This window comes from Methylorubrum aminovorans (assembly GCF_022179725.1).
Classification (GTDB): domain Bacteria; phylum Pseudomonadota; class Alphaproteobacteria; order Rhizobiales; family Beijerinckiaceae; genus Methylobacterium; species Methylobacterium aminovorans.
Genome location: NZ_BPRC01000003.1, coordinates 128936 through 147817 on the forward strand (window position 1 = coordinate 128936; position 18882 = coordinate 147817).

Consider the following 18882-nt stretch of genomic DNA (forward strand, 5'->3'; position numbering starts at 1 on the left):
TCAGCCCGCCAGTTCCGCCACCACCGCGTTGAGCACCGGCGCGCCGCGGGCGGTCACGGCGATGCGGCCGTCGGCGCGTCGCGCGACGAGGCCGTCCTCCACCAGCGCGTCGAGGCGCCCGGCATCGAGCGCCCGGCCCTTCAGCGCCGCGTAGCGGGCGGGGTCGATCCCTTCCGCGAGGCGCAATCCCATCATCAGGAACTCGTCGCCCTGATCCTCGGCGGACAGCGCCTCCGTCTCGACGATGCCGTGGCCCTCGCGCTCGACGCGGGCGAGCCAGCCTTCCGGCGCCTTCTCTGTCAACGTGCCGGTGCGGCCCTGCGGCAGGACGAGGCGGCCGTGGGCGCCGGGGCCGATCCCGGCATATTCGCCGTAGCGCCAGTAGAGCAGGTTGTGGCTTGATTGCGCGCCGGGGCGGGCGTGGTTCGAGATCTCGTAGGCGGGCAGACCTGCGGCCTCGCAGATCTCCTGCGTCACGTCGTAGAGGGCGCGCGAGCTGTCGTCGTCGGGCGGCACGAGGCGGCCGGCCTGGGCGAGGCCGAAGAACGGCGTGCCGGGCTCGATCGTGAGCTGGTAGAGCGAGAGGTGCTCGGCGGCGTGATCGATGGCCCGCCGCAACTCGGCAGCCCAGGCGTCCGGCCTCTGGTCGGGCCGCGCGTAGATCAGGTCGAAGGAGAAGCGCTCGAAATGCGCCGCCGCGGTGCGGACTGCCGCCATCGCCTCCGCCACGCTGTGCAGTCGCCCGAGCCGCTTGAGATCGCTGTCATCGAGCGCCTGGACGCCGAGCGAGACGCGGTTGACGCCGGCCGACCGGTAGCCGCGAAAGCGTGTCGCCTCGACGCTGGTGGGGTTGGCCTCCAGCGTCACCTCGGTATCAGGCGCGATCGCCCAGGCGCCTGCCACCGCGTCGAGCAGGCCGGCCACCGTTTCCGGCGCCATGAGCGACGGGGTGCCGCCGCCGAGAAAGATGCTGGTGACGGTTCGCCCCGGCGTCAGCGCGGCGGCGTGGGCGATCTCGCGGCGGAAGGCGGCGAGGTAGCGCGGCTGATCCACGCCGGCATGGCGGACATGGCTGTTGAAGTCGCAATAGGGGCACTTCGCGGCGCAGAACGGCCAGTGCAGGTAGATCCCGAACCCCGCGTCGCGGGTCGGATGGTCGGGCGGGGTCGCGGGGGGCATTGGCCTGTCTTGTGTGATCGAGCCGCTCCGGCGGTGCAGCCGTCCGATCCGCTGCCCTCACCCTGAGGTGCGGAGGGGAAGCGAAGCCTCGAAAGATCCTTCGAGGCCGCTCCGCGGCACCTCAGGATGAGGGTGCGGGTGGGATCAAGGCCGTGCGACCGGCGCGCTCTTCTTCCTGTCCGCCGGATGTAAGCACGCCGGACCGCGCGCGAAAGCTCACTCCGGTCGGCGCAGGCACGCCTTCGCGAGCATGACGAACGCCCGCGCGCGGTGCGACAGCGCGTGGCCGCTCTGCCAATCGACGCCGTGCTTCTCCTCGGACGAGATCTCGCCGAAGGTGCGATCCATGCCCTCCGGGCGGAACATCGGATCGTAGCCGAAGCCGAGCGCGCCGCGCGGCGCGACGAGGTCGCCGAAGACGCGGCCCTCGAACAGCTCGGTATGCCCGTCCGGCCAGGCGAGGACGAGGGCCGAGACGAAGTGGGCACGCCGGTCGGTCGCGGCGCGCTGGTCGAGTTCGTCGGCGATCCGCGCCATGGCGCCCGAGAAATCCTTGTTCGGCCCGGCCCAGCGGGCGGAGAACAGGCCCGGCGCGCCATCGAGGGCGTTGACGCAGAGCCCGGAATCGTCGGCGAAGGCCGGTAGCCCTGAGGCATTGGCGGCGGCGTGCGCCTTGATCGCCGCGTTCTCGGCGAACATCGTTCCGGTCTCGTCGGGCTCGGGCAGCCCAAGTTCGCCGGCCGATACGGCTTCGACGCCGAACGGCGCCAGCAGCTCGCGCATCTCCACGAGCTTGCCGGCATTGTGGGTCGCGATGACGACCTTGCCGGAGAGGATGCGATGCGCGCTCACGCGATGGCTTTCCGCTGTAGCTCGACGAGTTGCGCCACGCCGCCCTTGGCGAGCCGCAGCAATTCGAGGAACTGCTCGTCGGTGAAGGGCTCCATCTCGGCGGTGCCCTGCACCTCGACGATGCCGCCCTTGCCGGTGACGACGAAGTTCGCGTCCGTCTCGGCGGCCGAATCCTCGACATAGTCGAGGTCGAGCACCGGCTGGCCCTTGTAGATACCGCAGGAGACCGCCGCGACGTGGTCCTTCAGGGGATCGACCGAGATGATCGAGCGGGCGCGCATCCAGGCCAGGCAATCGTGCAGCGCCACCCAGGCGCCGGTGATCGAGGCGGTGCGGGTGCCGCCATCGGCCTGGATCACGTCGCAATCGACCGTGATCTGGCGCTCGCCAAGCGCGGGCAGGTTGGTGACGGCCCTGAGCGAGCGGCCGATCAGCCGCTGGATCTCCTGGGTCCGGCCCGACGGCTTGCCCGAATTGACCTCGCGGCGGGTGCGCTCATGGGTGGCGCGGGGCAGCATGGCATATTCCGCCGTGACCCATCCCTTGCCGGAGCCGCGCAACCACGGCGGGCCGCGCTCTTCCAGGGAGGCTGTGCAGAGCACACGGGTGTTGCCGAAGGTGACGAGGCAGGAGCCTTCCGCGTAGCGGGCGACCGCCCGCTCCAGCGTGACGTCGCGCATCGCGTCCGCCGCGCGCTTCGAGGGACGCATCCGTACAGCTCCGTGTCGAAATTCGAAGCCCGGCCTCTTAGGCGCTGCCGGCCCTCGCGGCAACCGCCCAATCCACCCGTTCCATTCCGAAGCGAGAAGGGCTGCCGTCTCGCGACGGCAGCCCCCTCATGCTCAGTCCTGCCGGCCGATCACCAGCGGCGGTGATGGTGGTGGCGGCGGTGATGATGATGGCGCGGGTGGTGGAAGCGGTGGTGGCGGTGCATGTGCCGGCGGTGGTGGTAATGCCGGCGGTAGTGGCGGTGCGGGCGGTACTGCACCGTTTCGATGGCATCCCCTGCGGTCGCCGCCGCCTCGGTCTGAATCGGGAGCGGAGCGGCCTGTGCGGCGCGGGGCGCCGAGGCGAGCCCGAGGCCGGTCACCGCAATCGCCAGGGCGGCAGCCTTGACCATGGTCTTTCGTGCGCCTGTAAGCACTGTCGGGAGCTCCATTTCCGCTTGAATGACGGGTAGGCGGGTTCGCGCTGGAAAGCGCGGCCCTATCCGTCAAACGACCTGAGAGCACCGAATGATCCCTCATGCGGTCACGTTTGCCGACTATGAGTGCCTCACGAAACTCCCGGACACTGACCGTTCTCGCTCTGGCGAGGACAGCGCAGCGGGAGTTTTGTGAGAGACACTCAGTGCGTTCGGCATCGCCCTGCCGTCGTGTCGCGAAGCGCGAGGATTGATCGGGGGCCTGCAAGCGCCCACAATCATTCGTCAGGTTTTTTTGTCCTTGGTCGAAACCGTTCAGCCGATCGTGCAGCCGCAACCCCAAGCGCTCTCCGCCCTCAACGAGCGCGCCCGAGAAATCTTCCGGCAGATCGTCGAGAGTTACGTGACCACCGGCGAGCCGGTGGGATCGCGCAACCTCGCGCGTATCCTGCCAATGAGCCTGTCCCCGGCCTCGATCCGCAATGTCATGGCGGATCTGGAGCATTCCGGGCTCATCTTCGCGCCCCACACCTCCGCCGGCCGCCTGCCGACGGAGCTCGGCCTGCGCTTCTTCGTCGATGCGATGATGGAGATCGGCGATGTCGATCTGGCCGAGAAGGCGCGGATCGAGGCGCAGATGCAGGCGGCGGCTTCGCGCCACACGTTCGATTCGGCGCTTGCCGAGGCGTCCTCGCTCCTGTCGGGGATCTCGCGGGGCGCGGGCGTGGTGCTGACCACCAAGGTCGATGCCGGGCTCAAGCATGTCGAGTTCGTCCGCCTCGACGCCGACCGGGCGCTGGTGGTGCTGGTCTCGATCGACGGGACCGTGGAGAACCGGCTGGTCGATCTGCCGCCTGGCCTCCCGGCCGGCGCGCTGCAAGAGGCGTCGAACTTCCTCAATGCCCGTCTGCGCGGCCGCACCCTCGACGCCCTGCGCGCCGACATCGAGGCCGGCCGCACGGCGATGAAGCGGGAACTCGACGCGCTGACCGAGCGGCTGGTCGATGCCGGGCTCGCGACGACGGTCGGCCCGTCCGAGGCGCGCCAACTCATCGTGCGGGGCCAAGCCAACCTTCTGGATGATCTGCGCGCGGCCGAGGATCTCGAACGCATCCGCCTCCTGTTCAACGACCTGGAGACGCAGAAGGACGTGATCGAGCTGCTCGCGCGGGCCGAGCAGGGCGACGGCGTACGCATCTTCATCGGCTCGGAGAACAAGCTGTTCTCGCTCTCCGGCTCCTCGATGATCGCCGCGCCCTTCCGCGACGGCGCCCAGAAGATCGTCGGCGTCGTCGGCGTGATCGGCCCGACGCGGCTCAACTATTCCCGTATCGTGCCGATGGTGGACTACACCGCCCGCGTGGTCTCCGGCCTGCTCGACCGGTCGCGATGAGGCTCGCGGCCCATCGGCCGAAGAATGGGAATCAAGAGCAGGAAACGGGAAGCGGCTCATCCGGGGGACGCCGTAGGCAGGGCGTGACTACACCAGCCGGAGTCCTCGATGTCGCTCGCCGTCAACCGTCCGATGTCCGCCGCTCAATGGGCCATGCTGCTTGCCCTATCCGTGCTCTGGGGTGGATCGTTCTTCTTCACCGGCGTGGCTCTCTCCGCCCTGCCGCCGCTGACACTCGTCGTCTTGCGCGTCGGGATCGCGGCGCTGATCCTCAACCTCGTCCTGCCGCTGGCCGGCCTCGATCGACCGCGCGGTCGCGCGGTCTGGGGTGCGTTCGTTAGCATGGGTCTGCTCAACAACGTCGTGCCGTTCCTACTCATGGTGTGGGGTCAGACGTAGATTGCCTCCGGCCTAGCGGCGATTCTCAACGCGACGAGCCCGCTCTTCACCGTCCTCGTCGCCCACTGGTTCACGACCGATGAGCGCATGACCGTCAGCAAGTTCGCAGGCGTGCTGATCGGTTTCGCCGGTGTCGTCGTGATGGCCGGATCCTCCGCTTTCTCCGAGACGGAGAGGCACCTCGCGGCACAGATCGCGGTGCTCGCCGCGGCTCTGTCCTATGCCTTCGCCGCGGTGTTCGGACGACGCTTCCGCCGTCTCGGGGTGCCGCCGCTCACGACCGCCGCAGGACAGGTCACGGCGTCCACGCTCCTGCTTCTGCCCGTCGCGCTGGTGGTGGATCGGCCGTGGACGCTGGCGATGCCGGGCGCGTCGGTCTGGGCGGCCGTGCTCGGGATCGCGATCCTGTCGACCGCTTTGGCCTACCTTCTGTACTTCCGCCTTCTGGCGAGCGCCGGAGCCACCAATCTCCTGCTCGTCACCTTCCTGATTCCGGTTTCCGCCATCCTGCTCGGCGCATTCGTTCTCGGTGAGCGCCTGGACATGCGCCACTATGCCGGGATGGCCCTCATCGCCTGCGGCCTCGCGGCGATCGACGGACGCCTCCTTCGGCGAGCTTGGGGTCCACGCATCGACGCTCCTGAGATCTATCAGGGCCGAGACATCTGATGTGACCTCGGCTTGATCGCATCCGTTCTTTCGCCGTCATCGCGAGGCGAAGCCGAAGCGATCCAGCGCGCGCCCTATCCGGAGATGTCGTGCCCTGGATCGCGTCGCATCCGCTCGCGATGACGGGGTGAGACAATTCCCGAATTGACCAATCGGAGACGGTTTGAGGACGCGCGACCGGGGCATCGTCCAAAGACGACCGGCCGGCTCGTGCGAGGGGGCGATGCACGGGCCGGCCGGTGTATCGCGCGCTCAGGCGAGCGGCGCGATGGCGAGGCGCCTTACGATCGGGCGCGATGACGATCGGGCCGCCGCGCTAATGGTGCGTCGCGGCAACCGGGACGGGGCCGTCTTCCGGCTCGTCGCGGGGGCCGACGAAGCGGCCGAGCCCGCGCCCGATCCGATTGCCGAGGCTGTCCATCAGCAGGAACACGGCCGGCACGAAGACCAGGGACAGCAGCGTCGAGACGATGAGGCCGGCGATCACCGCCACGGCCATCGGCGCGCGGAACTCGCCGCCGATGCCGAGCGCCAGCGCCGATGGCACCATGCCGGCGGCCATGGCGATGGTGGTCATCACGATGGGCCGCGCCCGCTTGCGCCCGGCATCGACGATGGCGGTGACGCGATCGACGCCGCGGGCCATCTCCTCGACGGCGAAGTCCACGAGCATGATCGCGTTCTTCGTCACCAGACCCATCAGCATCAGGATGCCGATGACGACGGGCATCGAGATCGGCATCTGGCAGATCAAGAGGCCGAGGATGGCGCCGCCGATGGAGAGCGGCAGCGAGAACAGGATGGTGAGCGGCTGTAGGAACGAGCCGAACAGCAGCACCAGCACGGCGTAGACCATCATGATGCCGGCGCCCATCGCCAGGAGGAAGCCGGAGAACACCTCCTGCATGATCTCGGCATCGCCGGTCTGCTTGATGGTGACGCCCGGCGGCAGGTTCCTCGCCGTCGGCGTAGCGAGCGCCTGCTCGATCAGCGAGCCGAGCGCGTCGGAGCCTTCCATATTGGCCTCGACCGCCACGCGCACGGCGCGGTCGTAGCGCTCGATCGCGCCGGGGCCCTGGTCCAGTTCGATGTCGGCCACCGCCGCGAGCGGCACCGCCGTGCCGTTCTTGGCCGGCACCTTGAGGTTCTCGAGCCGCGCCACCGCACCGCGGGCGCTCTCCGGGAGCTGGACCCGGATCGGCACCTGACGGTCCTTGGCGTTGAACTTGGCGAGGTTGATGCCGATGTCGCCGATGGTGCCGACGCGCACGGTCTCGGCGATGACGTCGGTCGAGACGCCGAGATCGGCCGCCGCCCCCTCTTTCGGGCGGATGCGCACCTCGGTGCGGTCCAGGGGCGCCGTCGACATCACCGAGACGAGGTGCGGAATCGCCGCCATGTCACGCTGGAGCCGGGCGGCGACATCCGTCACCACGTCGACGTCGGGACCGCTGACGACGAGGGCAAGGTCACGCTGGCCGCTGTCGCGCAGGGTCCAGGAGCGGATGTCGGGCTCCTGCGCCAGCAGGCCGGCGATCTCGGACTCGATGGTCCATTGCCGCTTCACGCGCTCGCTCTTCGGGCTCAGGTTCACGATGAGGGTCGCGAGCCGCGTCTCCTTCTTGCCGCCGGCCTGCCGCCCACCATCGACGAAGACCGAGGTGACCTCGGGCAGGGCGCGGATGCGCTCAACCACGCGGTCGGCCACCGCGATGGTGTCGGGGAGGCGGGCGCCCGGCGCCAGCTCGACCATGAACAGGGTGCGGGCATTGTCCTGCTTCGGGATGAAGCCCGAGGGCAGGAGCTTGGTCGAGACGATCGAGCCGGCAAACAGCGCCAGCCCCGCCATCAGGGTGATCCACTTGTGGCGCACCGACCAGCCGACGAGGCGGGTATAGGCGCGCATCACCGGGCCCTCGCGCTCCTCTGCATGGCCGTGGTCGCGCAGGAAGTAGGCGGCGAGCAGCGGCGTGATGAGGCGGGCCACCAGCAGCGACATGAACACCGACACCGCGATGGTCAGGCCGAACTGGATGAAGTAGCGCCCGGCGATGCCGCCCATGAACGAGACCGGGGCGAACACCGCGATCAGGGTCGCGGTGATGGCGATGACCGCGAGCCCGATCTCGTCGGCGCCCTCGATCGAGGCGCGATAGGGCGATTTGCCCATCCGCATATGGCGCACGACGTTCTCGATCTCGACGATGGCGTCGTCGACGAGGATGCCGGTCACCAGCGTGATCGCGAGCAGGCTGATGCCGTTGAGGGTGAAGCCCATCGCGTCCATCGCCCAGAAGGTCGGGAGGACGGAGAGCGGCAGCGCCACCGCCGCGATCAGCGTGGCGCGCCAGTCGCGAAGGAAGAAGAACACGACGATAACGGCGAGCGCAGCGCCCTCCATCAGCGTGTGCATCGCCGAGGCGTAGCTGCCCCGCGTCGCCGCGACCGAGGAATCGATCTCCTGGAACTGGATGTCGGGGTAGCCCTGGGCGAACTCGGCGATCTTCTTCTCGACGCCAGCCGCGACCTCGGCATCGCTCGCGCCAGAGCCACGGGAGACCGAGAAGGCGACGACCGACTCCCCGTTGAAGCGGGCGAAGGTGCGCGGCTCCTCGGTCGAATCCTCGACCGTGGCGAGGTCGTCGAGGCGCACCTTGCGCCCGCCCGGCAGGACGATGGAGGTGGCCTTCAGGTCGCGGATGGTGCGCGAGGCGGCGAGCGTCCGGATCGACTGCTCGCGTCCGCCGACCTCGCCGCGCCCGCCGGCCAGATCGGCGGAGGTGACGCGCACTTGGCGGTTGACGTCGGCCGCGGTGATGCCGAGCGCCAGCAGCCGGTCGGGCAGGGGCGTGATGCGGATCTCGCGGGCCACACCGCCGACGCGCTCAACGCCGCCGACGCCCTTCACGCCCTGGAGAGTGCGGGCGACCTTGTCCTCGACGAACCACGAGAGGTCGGCCGGCGTCATCGCCGGCGATTTCACACCGTAGATCAGGATCGGCAGGCCGGTGATCTCGACGCGCTGAATGACCGGCTCGTCAATGGTGCGGGGCAGGTTGATGCGGATCTTCGAGATCGCATCCTTGACGTCGTTGACGGCACGGTCGGTGTTCACCTCGAGCCGGAACTCGACGGTGGTCACGGAGGAGCCCTCCGTGATCGCCGAGGTGATGTGCTTGACGCCGCGCACGCCCGCGATCGAGTCCTCGACCCATTTCGTCACCTGGGTCTGAAGCTCGGACGGTGCGGCACCGCTCTGCGTGATCGCCACCGAGACGATCGGCACGTCCACATTCGGCATGCGGGTGACCGCGAGCCCCTGGAAGCTGACGAGGCCGAGCACCATCAGCACGAGGAACAGGACGAGGGGCGCGATCGGATTGCGGATCGCCCAGGCGGAGATGTTCAGGCGCATCGGGGCAACCCGTCAGAAGGATGATCTATGGAGCTGAGGCGGAACGGCCTCAGCGCGAACCGGCATCGGCGGTCGCCCGCGGCGAGGGCGCGGTGGAGACAGCGGCCGGGGTCTGGCCCTGCCGGGCGAGGGGGACCGGACGGACGCGGTCGCCGTCGCGCAGGAAGCTGCCTGCGCGGGCGACGACCCGCTCACCATCGGTGAGGCCCGAGCGGATCTCGATGTCGTCCTCGTCCGACAGGCCGGTGCGGACCTCGCGGGACTCGACCCTGTCGTCGGCGACGACGAGGACGGAGCTGCGCTTGCTGCCGCCGTAGAGAATGGAAGCCTGGGGCACCGTGACGCCGCGGGTGCGGGCGAGTTCGACCGCGCCGCGGGCGAAGGTGCCGATGCGCAGGCGCGGATCGGGATCGAGGCGCACGCGGACCTTGCCGAGACGGCTGGCCTTCTCGACTTCCGGGTAGACCGCGCGCACGCTGCCCGAGACGCGCTCGCCGTCACCGATCTCGATGAAGGCGGGGGCGCCCTCGCGCAGCAGCGGCAGCTTGGTCTCGATGACCTCGGCCTCCAGCTCGATCTCGCCGCGGGCGATCAGCCGGAACAGCGGTTCGGCCGACGAAGAGGTCGCCATGCCGACACGTGCCGTGCGCCGGCTGACGATGCCGGCTTCCGGTGCGCGGATCTCGGTGCGGGCGAGCCGCAACTCGAGTTCGTCGCGCACGGCCTTGGCCTGCGCCAATTCGGCCTTGGCCATCGCCAGACCGTTGCGGGCGAAGGCGAGCTTGCCTTCCGCCTGTCGAAGGGCGGCGGTGCGGCCTTCCATGATCACGGCGGTAGTGTTTCCGGTCTGGATCAGTTGCTTGGCGCGATCATAGGCGAGGCGTGCTTCGAGTTCGGCAGCCTCCGCCTGCTCGATGCTGCTCTGCGCCTGCGGCACGGCGGCCGACACCTTGTCGATCAGGGCGTTCTGCTGCGCGAGTTGGCGGTCGATCAGATCGCGGTTGAGACGGGCGAGCACCTGCCCCTTCTCGACGCGCATGCCCTCCTCTGTCAGCAGCTCGACAAGGCGGTACCCGTCGATCTCAGGCGTCACCAAGATCTCATCGCGCGGCACCAGCGTGCCGGTGACGACCACGCTCTCGACGATCTCGCGCCGCTCGGCCTCGACGACGCTGACGACGGGCGCCGGTGCAGCCTGTGCGGGCGGTGGTGCGGTCTCGGCCCGCGCCGGAACCAACGCCGAGGCGGCGAGCAGGAGGGCGGGAAGGGCGAGGTGCCGGACGGATCTCATCGACCGGTCTCCGGATCGAGGCGGGATAGGGGAAGCGCTCCGGCCAAGCCGGCATCGATCGCGGCCTCGAGCTGGGCCACGGCCGGGCCGGCGTCGTACGCGGCGTTCAGCGCGCGGCTGACGATGATGCCCTGCATCAACGGGGCGACGGCCTCGTACAGGGCGGTCGGGTCGCAATCGGGCGAGGTCTTGATCGCGTCGAACATCTCGATGAGCCAGGTGCGGCCTTCTTCATCCCCACGCTCGACCATCGTCCCGATGGCGGGGTTGCGGGTCGATTCTGCCCAGACATCGAGGCGTAGGATCGCCGCCTCGCGGGTGATGTCGAGGAAGAAGCGGGCGAGCACGCCCATCAGCGCGGCGCGCTTGTCGCCCGACCGCTCCATCGCCTCGACGAGGGCGGCGCCGCGCTCGCGGTCGCGCTCGGCCAGTCCGAGGACGACCGCCTCCTTGGAATCGAAGTAGCGGTAGATGTTGCCCGGGCTCATCGAAGCCTCGCGGGCGAGATCCTGCATCGTGGTGCGGTGGAACCCGTTGCGGACGAAGCAGGCCTCGGCCGCGTCGAGGATATGCTCGCGCCGGGCCGCCTGACCGTTGCGGGCGTCGATGACGGCGCCGGCCGCTGCACTCATGATGAGGTTCCTACGGTGCCGAGGGAAGCGGTGCGGTCCGCATCGACGCTCAGCCGGACGGCGGCGCAGGCTCGCGGCTGAAGGTCGAGATCGGCGCAAAGCCGCGCCTGCCAGCCGTCCGGCCCGGCACCGGTCCAGCCGATCAGCGCGAACCAGCCGAAGGCCACGACGGCGCAGACGAGCAGATTGGCGGGCGTGCAGACCGCCCGGAGGAGCCGCAGCGGGCTAAAGCCTTCCTGCGATACGGCGAGATCGCCACCGAGCCCGTGAGGGAAAGACGCCCGATCTCCGAAAACCATGCCCATGGCCCGACTCCAACGCTGCCCGGAGTTGATAGTGAACGTTCATTCTCATGTCAATGAACGTTCATTCTCATCGCGGGCTGCAGAGGGTGATGCTTTAGAGGTGAGGCAGCAGGGCAACGCTGGGGAACGGGCTCGGTCCCGTTAACGATCCGGTTACCATGCACGAATAGCGCATTGGCCAAGACCGGTGCCATCTTGCGCTCAGTCGGAACTGCTTTCGCCAAGCTCTCACCGAGCCGCGAAGCAAAAAGCAAGAACAAGCCTCAACGGAACGAACGTCGAAACGAGAAACGGACGCGTCGTTCGAGACCCCCATCATGTCCCCCGCAGATTTCGCACCCCTCGCGTGGAATGCCGCGCGTGAACACCTCGACCTGTTTGGAAGCCTGGGGCTCTGCCTCGGCTTCGCCGGCGGAATGATGCCGCGGCGAAGTTTGATCCTGCTCACCTCGGCGGCCTGCTCGGCCTGCTTCGCGCTGCATTTCCTGCAACTCGGCGCGCAGACCGGCACGGCGATGTGCCTGGTTTCGGTGATGCAGAGCGTGGTGGCGGCCCGGTGGATCGGCCCGGACTTCCGTGCGCCCTGGGTCGCGCCGCTATTCGTCGCGAGCAGCCTCGTCGCGCTCTGCCTGACGCTCGCTACCTGGAACGGCTGGCCCTCGGCCTGCGCCGGTCTCGGATCGCTGCTCGCGACGACGGCGCGGCTTCAGGGCGATGCGCAGACCATGCGGCGCGTCTTCCTCGGCGCGTCCTCGTGCTGGGTGCTCCACAACCTGCTGGTCGGCTCGGTTTTCGGCCTGACCTGTGATTTGCTGACGATCGCGGCTCTGGTAATTGCGCTGGTCCGCGGCGCGGCCGAGCCGGCCGTTGCCGCAAGACCGGCGGCACCGCTTCCGGGCGCCGCTTGAGGGCGGGGAGCCGGAAGGCTCCGCCGCCTATCCGCGTTACTGCTGGAAGAACCTCAAATCGAGCGCCGAGAGCGCGAGCAGCGGCGGCGGCATGACGACGCCGGCGGTTCGCATCGAACGGGCAGCCTCCCGGCAGGCGGCGAGGTCGTTGGCGCCGGCCGCGGCCTCGATCTTCTCGATGGTCGCCGGGTCGGGCTTCGGAGCCGGAGCGGGCGTTGCCGGGGGAGGGGGACTCTTCGCCTCGGCATTGGCCTTGGCATGCGGATTCACGGCAGGATTACCGGAGGCATTGGCCGACGGATTGTTGGTCTGCTTGCCCGGCGCGGGACCATTGCCGGTCTCGCTGACGGCGCCGCTGAGACCCGAGGTCTTCTGCGGCTCACCGCCATCCGAAGGCTTGCCGCCCTCGGTCTTACCGGAGGGGTTCGAGACCGCAGTGGCCTGTTGCGGCGGCGTCGTGGCCGCCTTGTTGGCCGGCTCCGGCTGCTTCACGAAGGCGACCAGTTCCTGGCACAGATTGGCCGGCTTGCCCGATGCAACTGGGGGAGCGGCCGGGGCCGCGTCCTGCGCCGCGGCGGCGCCGACAAGGAGCGCGGACGCCGCGAGTCCACTGACCAGATGGCATGTGAGGGACGAGGGCTTCATCGGGTCACTCCGTCGATTATCCGCTCTTCGTGTCGGTTTACGCTCAGGAGCGCTTCGGATGCGAGGCTGTTCCCTCGGCCTTGCCGTGCGGCTCCGCCTCGGCGCCGTACTCGTCCGGTGCCGGATCGCCGTTCCAGCGCGGACCGACGAGGTTGGTGCCCGGCTCAGAGACGCGGGCGCCCGACGTCGCGAAGGCCTGATAGGCGAACTTCTGATTGCTGGTGAGCGCGAACATCGCCAGCACTCCGAGGGCGATGGCAGCGATGATGGCGGCGATGAAGGCTTTCATGGTCGTGTCTTCCGTTGAGGCCCCCGGGCCTCGGCCAGCGCAGGTAGTCTTGCCAAGAGACGGTGACCGGCCCGCGCGGCCGGTCTCCCTCTGCTTACTCGGCCGGTGCCGGATGGCCCTTGAGCTGCGGGCCGCTGCCGGTGCGCGCCTGCTCCTGCTCGACCCAGAGGTCGTGGTGCGCGCGCGCCCAGGCCAGATCGACCTTGCCGCTGCCCATGGCGTCGTAAGCGCCCTCCATGCCGAGGGTCCCGATATAGATGTGGGCGAGGATGCCGGCGATGAAGACGATGCCGATCACGGAGTGGATCACCTGCATCACCTGCATTCCGTTGATGTCGGTGAGCGCGAAGGGGAACAGCATCATCAGGCCGGTGACGGCCATCGCCGCGCCGAAGCCGGCGACCATCCAGAACACGCCCTTCTGGCCGGCGTTGAAGCGGCCGGCATGGGGGTGGCCCTTGCCGATGAGGCCGCCGCCGGCCTTGATCCAGGCCAAGTCGACCTTGCTCGGGATGTTATCCTTGATCCAGAGCACGAACATGAAGGCCACGCCGAGCATGAACGGCCACGCGAGATAGACGTGGCTGTACTTCGCCCATTGCGCGATGGCACCGAACGCCTCCGGGCCGATCAGCGGCATCAGCAGACGCTTGCCGAAGATGTAGTTCAGGCCCGACAGCGACAGGATGATGAAGCACACCGCCGTCATCCAGTGGGTGAAGCGCTCGAAGGCGTTAAAGCGCAGGATCTTCTTTCCCGATTCCTGGCTGTGCTCCATCATGATCCGACCCCGGAACAGGAAGAACACGCCGAGGGCGGCCACCATGCCGAGGATGGCGATGGCGCCGATCCAGGGGAGCCAGCGCTCGCGGAAGTTCTGGTACTCGCGGCCCTGCGGCTGGATCAGGTTGGCCGACTTGCCGTCGGGGATCGAGACACGGCCGCTGATCTTAGATTCCTGCTTGAAGAGGAACTCCTCGTTGACGGAGTCCGCGGTCGGCCGAGCCCCCATCGGGTTCTGACCGTCGGCTTGAATCGGGTTCTGCGCCTGGGCCGGGCTGAAGGCACCGGGCACCGCGAGGAGCATCACCGCCAGGAGAAGGGTGCTGAGGAAGGTCGTCGCCCGCCGCATCGGCGTTCCTTTCGAAGGGTCGTCACAGCTCGCGGGTGCGGGCCCGGGGGCCCGCACCCGACACCGGATCAGATCGCGACGGTCTCGCGGTAGGCCGTCTTCCAGCCCCAGGCGCCAGAGCCGTAGCCGCGCTTGATCACCCGCTGCTTGTAGATCTCGGCGATCATCTCGCCGTCGCCCGCGAGCAGCGCCTTGGTCGAGCACATCTCGGCGCAAAGCGGCAGCTTGCCCTCGGCCAAACGGTTCGAGCCGTACTTCTCGTACTCGGCGGTCGAGAAGTCGGCCTCGGGACCGCCCGAGCAGTAGGTGCACTTGTCCATCTTGCCGCGCGACCCGAAATTCCCGACGCGCGGATATTGCGGCGCGCCGAACGGGCAGGCGTAGAAGCAGTAGCCGCAGCCGATGCAGATGTCCTTGGAGTGCAGCACCACGGCATCCGCCGTGGTGTAGAAGCAGTTCACCGGGCACACCGCCGCGCAGGGCGCGTCGGTGCAGTGCATGCAGGCCATCGAGACCGAGCGCTCGCCGGGCTTGCCGTCGTTGAGGGTGACGACGCGGCGCCGATTGATGCCCCACGGCACCTCGTGCTCGTTCTTGCAGGCGGTGACGCAGGCGTTGCACTCGATGCAGCGATCCGCGTCGCAGAGGAACTTCATCCGGGCCATGGTTCGGGTCGCTCCTCTCAGGCCGCTGCGATCTGGCACAGGGTGCACTTCGTTTCCTGCATGCCCGTCACAGGATCGAAGCCGTAGGTGGTCACGGTGTTCACGCTCTCGCCGAGCACCACCGGGTCGGTGCCCTTCGGGTAGTAGTCGCGCATGTCCTTGCCCTGGTACCAACCCGAGAAGTGGAAGGGCATGAACGCCACACCCTTGCCGACACGATCAGTCACGAGTGCCTTCACCTTGGTCTTGGCGCTGTTCTCAGGACCCGACACCCAGACCCACTGACCGTCCTTGATGCCGCGTTCGGCGGCGTCGCCGGTGTTGATCTCGACGAACATGTCCTGCTGCAGTTCGGCGAGCCACGGGTTCGACCGGGTCTCCTCACCGCCGCCCTCGTACTCGACGAGCCGGCCCGAGGTGAGGATGATCGGGAAGTCCTTTGCCACGCCGCGATCCACCACCGACTTCTGCACCGAGAAGCCGATGTTGGGCATGCGCAGCTGCCGCTCGTCGGGCCGCGTCGGGTACTTCGCCACGAGGTCGGGACGGGGCGAGTAGACCGGCTCGCGATGGACCGGCACCGGGTCCGGAAGGTTCCAGGCATTCGCCCGGGCCTTGCCGTTGCCGAAGGGCGAGACGCCGTGTTCGAGGCAGACGCGCTGGATGCCGCCCGAGAGGTCGGTCGCCCAGCTCACCGTATCCGGCTTCTCGCCGCCGATCTTGAGAATCGTGGCGAGTTCCTCCGGCGTCAGGTCCTTGTCCCAGCCGAGCTTCTTGAACACCCCGAAGGTGAATTCAGGATAGCCGTCGGTCAGGTCCGAGCCCTTCGAGAAGGAGTTCTCGGCGAGCAACGTCTGGCCGTTGCGCTCGGTACCGAACCGCGCACGGAAGCCGCCGCCGCCGTCCTTCACGTGAAGATTGGTGTTGTAGAGGATGGCCGAGCCGGGATGGCGGATCTCGGGCTTGCCCCAGCACGGCCAGGGCAGTCCGTAATAGTCGCCGCCGACCTCAGGGTCGTCCTTGGGCGCGCGCAGCGTGATGAGGTCGAACTTGTGCTGATTGCGCATATGCGCCTTCAGCCGCTCCGGCGATTGGCCGCAATAGCCCGTCGACCAGCCCCCGCGGTTGATCTCGCGGAGGATGTCCTCGGCATCGGGAATCCCGTTCTCGACCTTGATGTTCTTGCAGAGCTTGTCGGCGAAGCCGAGCTTTTCCGCGAGCCGGTAGAGGACTTCATAGTCGTTCTTCGACTCGAAGGCGGGCTTCACGATCTGCTCGCCCCACTGGATCGAGCGGTTCGAGGCGGTACGCGAGCCGTCCATCTCCAGCGAGGTGCAGATCGGCAGGAGGTAGGTATTTTCCTGCCGGGCATCGAGCGCGGCGAAGGTGGTCGGGTGCGGATCGGCGACGACTAGCAACTCGAGCTTGTTCATGCCCTCGATCGCCTCGGGCATGCGGGTCACGGTGTTGCCGCCGTGGCCGAACACCATGAACGCCTTGACCGGGCTGCGCTGGTCGATCTGCTCCGGGGGCAGGTTCACGGCATCGAACCAGCGGGTCGAGGTGATGCCCGGTGCCTCCATGTTCTCCTTGCGGGTGCGGGCCTTGCGGCCGCCCTTCGCCGGAACCTCATCGAAGCGCGACTGCAGCCACTCGTACTCGACCTCCCAGACGCGGGCCCAATGGCGCCAGCCGCCCTCGACGAGGCCGTAATAGAGCGGCAGCGACGTCACATCGAGGCCGAGATCGGTGGCGCCCTGCACGTTGGTGTGGCCGCGGAAGATGTTGGCGCCGGTGCCGGGCTTGCCGACGTTGCCGGTCGCCAGGCACAGGATGCACAGCGCGCGCACGTTGGCCGTGCCGACCGTGTGCTGGGTCGTGCCCATGCACCAGATCAAGGTGGCGGGCTTCTCCTTGGCGAACTTCTCCGCCACGCGACGAAGCTGCTCGCCGGGCACGCCGGAGACGCGCTCGACCTCGTCGGGCGTCCACTTGGCGACTTCCTTGCGCACGTCGTCCATCGCGTAGACGCGCTGGGCAATGAACTCCTTATCCTCCCAGCCATTCTGGAAGATGTGCCAGAGGATGCCCCACACCACCGGAATATCGGTGCCGGAGCGGATGCGCACGTACTCGGTGGCGTGCGCGGCGGTGCGGGTGAAGCGCGGATCGATGACGATCATGTTCGCGCGGTTGATCTCCTTGCCCGACAGCACGTGCTGCAGCGAGACCGGGTGCGCTTCGGCGGGGTTGCCGCCGAGAATGATCATCGTCTTGGCGTTGCGGATGTCGTTGTAGGAATTGGTCTGGGCGCCGTAGCCCCAGGTGTTGGCCACGCCCGCCACCGTGGTCGAGTGGCAGATGCGCGCCTGATGGTCGATCGAGTTCGTACCCCACAGGGCCGCGAACTTGCGCATCAGGTAGGAGGCTTCGTTGGTGAACTTGGCCGAACCGAGCCAGTAGACCGAATCCGCGCCGTTCTTCTCGCGGATCTGGATCAGCTTGTCGCCGATCTCCTGATAGGCCTGATCCCACGAGATCCGCTTCCACTGCCCGCCTTCGAGCTTCATCGGGTACTTGAGGCGGCGGTCGGAGGAGACGAGTTCGCGGATCGCCGCGCCCTTGGCGCAGTGGGTACCGCGGTTGATCGGGCTCGCCCAGGACGGCTCCTGGCCGACCCAGACGCCGTTGACGACCTCGGCCGTCACCGTGCAGCCCACCGAGCAATGGGTGCAGACGTTCTTCTTGATGACGGTGTCCGGCCCGACCGCCGAAGAACCGGCGGCCTGCGCCTTGCGCACCGAGCCGAGCTGGATCGTGCCGGCAGCGGCGAGCGCGCCGGCGGTCAGCCCCGACTTGCGGAGGAAGGCGCGACGGTCGAGCACGCCCGACGCGAGGCCGGCGGCGACGGCCTGGTGCTTGGTGCGAGCAGCCTCGCCGCTCTTGCGCTTGATCAGCATGGCAGCCTCACTTGGGACCGGTGGAAGCCGGATCCATGTTCTTCTTGAGGGTCTCGTAGCCGTTGGTGCGGTAGAACGCCTTCACGTGGTCGCTCTCCCGGTACCGGGCCTTGGTCTCGTCGTTGCCGGGATCGTAGGCTTGCGCGTCGGTCGCCCCCATCGGTGAGGCGACCGCAGCGGCGGCGGCCACTGTGCTGCCGCCGAGCGCCCGAAAGAACTGGCGACGACCGAGCGTCTTCGGATCCTGTCGCATCACCCTCGTCTCCTCCGGCGGATGCCTGTTCTCTTGGCAACGCGCCTCAATCTCGGTTGTCACGATCGCGAAGCCCTTCAGCCTTCCATGGCGAAGGCTTCCGCCTCGATCTCGATGAAGGCGCGGCCGAGCCCCCCGACCGCGCGGTAGAACTGCCCTGCCTTCGCGTTCTCCAGATCGGTGAAGAAGCGCTCGGCCCAGGGTTCGATGTGGCGGGCGAAGAAGCGGGCCTGCATGCCGGGCTCCGCGTCGAACCGGCCCGCCGCCAGCCCGGCCATCACTTCGAGGAGGATCGCGAGATGATCCTCCGGCTCGCACATGGCCTCGCTCCGCTCGATGCCGAGCGCGGCGAAATCCTCACGCACGCGGGCGAGCGGACGCTCGTTGAGGAAGCCGGTGAGGTAGTAGGAGGCGTAGGGCAGAAGCTCGCCGCGACCAACGCCGATGAACAGCGCGAAATACTCGCGCTCGACCGCGTCCGATCCGGTCTCGGCCGCCGCGCGGCGCAGCGCAGCGACCTGCCGACCGAGAACGCCGTCACCGTCCTTCAACGCGGCGAGCGCGGCGAGCAGCGACGCGTCCGGCGCACGCCCGAGCAGGGCGGCCAGCAGATCGTATTGCTGCGCGCGCAGGAGATCGATGTCGTCCGGCCGGCCGCCGACCCCAGACACCTCATCTCCCGGAAGTGCCACCACCGACGCAACCGAACCCATCATGTCCCTCGGACCCATCAGAAGGGCCGCCTTGTTTG

Annotated in this window: 17 protein-coding genes and 1 pseudogene; 3 read left to right on the forward strand and 15 right to left on the reverse strand. The window is 68.3% G+C overall.

Annotated features, from left to right (window positions below):
• From hemW to MFF24_RS07045, 4 genes are all read right to left on the reverse strand, one after another.
• The gene (gene hemW, locus MFF24_RS07030) at positions 1-1179 is read right to left on the reverse strand and encodes a radical SAM family heme chaperone HemW (RefSeq protein ID WP_238223510.1); all 1179 of its coding nucleotides are present in this window, start codon (positions 1177-1179) and stop codon (positions 1-3) included.
• A 216-nt stretch (positions 1180-1395) separates the two neighbouring features.
• A complete protein-coding gene (rdgB, locus tag MFF24_RS07035; protein WP_238223512.1) occupies positions 1396-2031 on the reverse strand; it encodes an RdgB/HAM1 family non-canonical purine NTP pyrophosphatase in 636 nt (211 codons plus the stop codon).
• On the reverse strand, positions 2028-2741 hold the full coding sequence (rph, locus tag MFF24_RS07040) for a ribonuclease PH (RefSeq protein ID WP_238223514.1): 714 nt from the start codon (positions 2739-2741) through the stop codon (positions 2028-2030). Before rph ends, rdgB begins: the two co-directional genes overlap by 4 nt.
• 149 nt (positions 2742-2890) lie before the next feature.
• Positions 2891-3151, reverse strand: a complete 261-nt coding sequence (locus tag MFF24_RS07045; protein WP_166058299.1) for a hypothetical protein — start codon at positions 3149-3151, stop codon at positions 2891-2893.
• A 325-nt stretch (positions 3152-3476) separates the two neighbouring features.
• Between MFF24_RS07045 and hrcA the strand changes: the two genes are divergently transcribed.
• Together hrcA and MFF24_RS07055 are read left to right on the forward strand one after the other, a co-directional pair.
• Positions 3477-4568: a heat-inducible transcriptional repressor HrcA gene (gene hrcA / locus MFF24_RS07050; RefSeq protein ID WP_108942741.1), complete on the forward strand. Its 1092-nt coding sequence runs from the start codon at positions 3477-3479 to the stop codon at positions 4566-4568.
• Positions 4569-4676: 108 nt separating this feature from the next.
• Positions 4677-5636 (forward strand): annotated as a pseudogene (locus MFF24_RS07055) (DMT family transporter).
• Positions 5637-5952: 316 nt separating this feature from the next.
• On the opposite strand, the gene MFF24_RS07060 reads toward MFF24_RS07055, so the two are convergent.
• Genes MFF24_RS07060 through MFF24_RS07075 form a run of 4 tightly spaced genes read right to left on the reverse strand, consistent with a single transcriptional unit; the run spans position 5953 to position 11279 of the window.
• Positions 5953-9051: an efflux RND transporter permease subunit gene (locus tag MFF24_RS07060; RefSeq protein ID WP_238223521.1), complete on the reverse strand. Its 3099-nt coding sequence runs from the start codon at positions 9049-9051 to the stop codon at positions 5953-5955.
• A gap of 49 nt (positions 9052-9100) precedes the next feature.
• Positions 9101-10342, reverse strand: coding sequence for an efflux RND transporter periplasmic adaptor subunit (locus tag MFF24_RS07065; protein WP_238223522.1), 1242 nt, complete (start codon positions 10340-10342; stop codon positions 9101-9103).
• Positions 10339-10974: a TetR/AcrR family transcriptional regulator gene (locus MFF24_RS07070; protein WP_166058296.1), complete on the reverse strand. Its 636-nt coding sequence runs from the start codon at positions 10972-10974 to the stop codon at positions 10339-10341. The genes MFF24_RS07065 and MFF24_RS07070 overlap by 4 nt, the downstream gene beginning before the upstream one ends.
• The gene (locus tag MFF24_RS07075; protein WP_133090825.1) at positions 10971-11279 is read right to left on the reverse strand and encodes a hypothetical protein; all 309 of its coding nucleotides are present in this window, start codon (positions 11277-11279) and stop codon (positions 10971-10973) included. Before MFF24_RS07075 ends, MFF24_RS07070 begins: the two co-directional genes overlap by 4 nt.
• Before the next feature lie 317 nt (positions 11280-11596).
• Between MFF24_RS07075 and MFF24_RS07080 the strand changes: the two genes are divergently transcribed.
• Complete coding sequence (locus MFF24_RS07080; protein WP_238223524.1) at positions 11597-12187, forward strand: YgjV family protein; 591 nt, start codon at positions 11597-11599, stop codon at positions 12185-12187.
• A 36-nt stretch (positions 12188-12223) separates the two neighbouring features.
• On the opposite strand, the gene MFF24_RS07085 is transcribed toward MFF24_RS07080, so the two are convergent.
• The 7 genes from MFF24_RS07085 to MFF24_RS07115 all read right to left on the reverse strand — a co-directional run bounded on the left by MFF24_RS07085 (position 12224) and on the right by MFF24_RS07115 (position 18844).
• Positions 12224-12832 (reverse strand): hypothetical protein, encoded by a 609-nt coding sequence (locus tag MFF24_RS07085; protein ID WP_238223527.1) that lies wholly within the window; start codon positions 12830-12832, stop codon positions 12224-12226.
• Between the two features lie 43 nt (positions 12833-12875).
• Positions 12876-13121 carry a hypothetical protein gene (locus MFF24_RS07090; protein ID WP_166058292.1) on the reverse strand — a complete coding sequence of 82 codons (246 nt, stop codon included), beginning with the start codon at positions 13119-13121 and terminating at the stop codon, positions 12876-12878.
• 94 nt (positions 13122-13215) lie between these two features.
• Positions 13216-14253, reverse strand: coding sequence for a formate dehydrogenase subunit gamma (locus tag MFF24_RS07095; protein WP_108938526.1), 1038 nt, complete (start codon positions 14251-14253; stop codon positions 13216-13218).
• Positions 14254-14321: 68 nt separating this feature from the next.
• Positions 14322-14918: a formate dehydrogenase FDH3 subunit beta gene (gene fdh3B / locus MFF24_RS07100; protein WP_108938525.1), complete on the reverse strand. Its 597-nt coding sequence runs from the start codon at positions 14916-14918 to the stop codon at positions 14322-14324.
• A gap of 17 nt (positions 14919-14935) precedes the next feature.
• Positions 14936-17878, reverse strand: a complete 2943-nt coding sequence (locus MFF24_RS07105) for a formate dehydrogenase subunit alpha (protein WP_238223529.1) — start codon at positions 17876-17878, stop codon at positions 14936-14938.
• Between the two features lie 7 nt (positions 17879-17885).
• Positions 17886-18131 (reverse strand): formate dehydrogenase, encoded by a 246-nt coding sequence (locus MFF24_RS07110; RefSeq protein ID WP_238223531.1) that lies wholly within the window; start codon positions 18129-18131, stop codon positions 17886-17888.
• 77 nt (positions 18132-18208) lie between these two features.
• Positions 18209-18844 (reverse strand): TorD/DmsD family molecular chaperone, encoded by a 636-nt coding sequence (locus MFF24_RS07115; protein WP_238223737.1) that lies wholly within the window; start codon positions 18842-18844, stop codon positions 18209-18211.
• Positions 18845-18882 lie beyond the last annotated feature (38 nt).

Bases quoted from the DNA above. Each gene is read 5' to 3' on its own strand.
- hemW (WP_238223510.1), bottom strand. From the start codon at position 1,179: ATGCCCCCCGCGACCCCGCCCGACCATCCGACCCGCGACGCGGGGTTC.
- rph (WP_238223514.1), bottom strand. From the start codon at position 2,741: ATGCGTCCCTCGAAGCGCGCGGCGGACGCGATGCGCGACGTCACGCTG.
- MFF24_RS07045 (WP_166058299.1), bottom strand. From the start codon at position 3,151: ATGGTCAAGGCTGCCGCCCTGGCGATTGCGGTGACCGGCCTCGGGCTC.
- MFF24_RS07060 (WP_238223521.1), bottom strand. From the start codon at position 9,051: ATGCGCCTGAACATCTCCGCCTGGGCGATCCGCAATCCGATCGCGCCC.
- MFF24_RS07065 (WP_238223522.1), bottom strand. From the start codon at position 10,342: ATGAGATCCGTCCGGCACCTCGCCCTTCCCGCCCTCCTGCTCGCCGCC.
- MFF24_RS07070 (WP_166058296.1), bottom strand. From the start codon at position 10,974: ATGAGTGCAGCGGCCGGCGCCGTCATCGACGCCCGCAACGGTCAGGCG.
- MFF24_RS07075 (WP_133090825.1), bottom strand. From the start codon at position 11,279: ATGGGCATGGTTTTCGGAGATCGGGCGTCTTTCCCTCACGGGCTCGGT.
- MFF24_RS07080 (WP_238223524.1), top strand. From the start codon at position 11,597: ATGTCCCCCGCAGATTTCGCACCCCTCGCGTGGAATGCCGCGCGTGAA.
- MFF24_RS07085 (WP_238223527.1), bottom strand. From the start codon at position 12,832: ATGAAGCCCTCGTCCCTCACATGCCATCTGGTCAGTGGACTCGCGGCG.
- MFF24_RS07090 (WP_166058292.1), bottom strand. From the start codon at position 13,121: ATGAAAGCCTTCATCGCCGCCATCATCGCTGCCATCGCCCTCGGAGTG.
- MFF24_RS07095 (WP_108938526.1), bottom strand. From the start codon at position 14,253: ATGCGGCGGGCGACGACCTTCCTCAGCACCCTTCTCCTGGCGGTGATG.
- fdh3B (WP_108938525.1), bottom strand. From the start codon at position 14,918: ATGGCCCGGATGAAGTTCCTCTGCGACGCGGATCGCTGCATCGAGTGC.
- MFF24_RS07105 (WP_238223529.1), bottom strand. From the start codon at position 17,878: ATGCTGATCAAGCGCAAGAGCGGCGAGGCTGCTCGCACCAAGCACCAG.
- MFF24_RS07110 (WP_238223531.1), bottom strand. From the start codon at position 18,131: ATGCGACAGGATCCGAAGACGCTCGGTCGTCGCCAGTTCTTTCGGGCG.
- MFF24_RS07115 (WP_238223737.1), bottom strand. From the start codon at position 18,844: ATGGGTTCGGTTGCGTCGGTGGTGGCACTTCCGGGAGATGAGGTGTCT.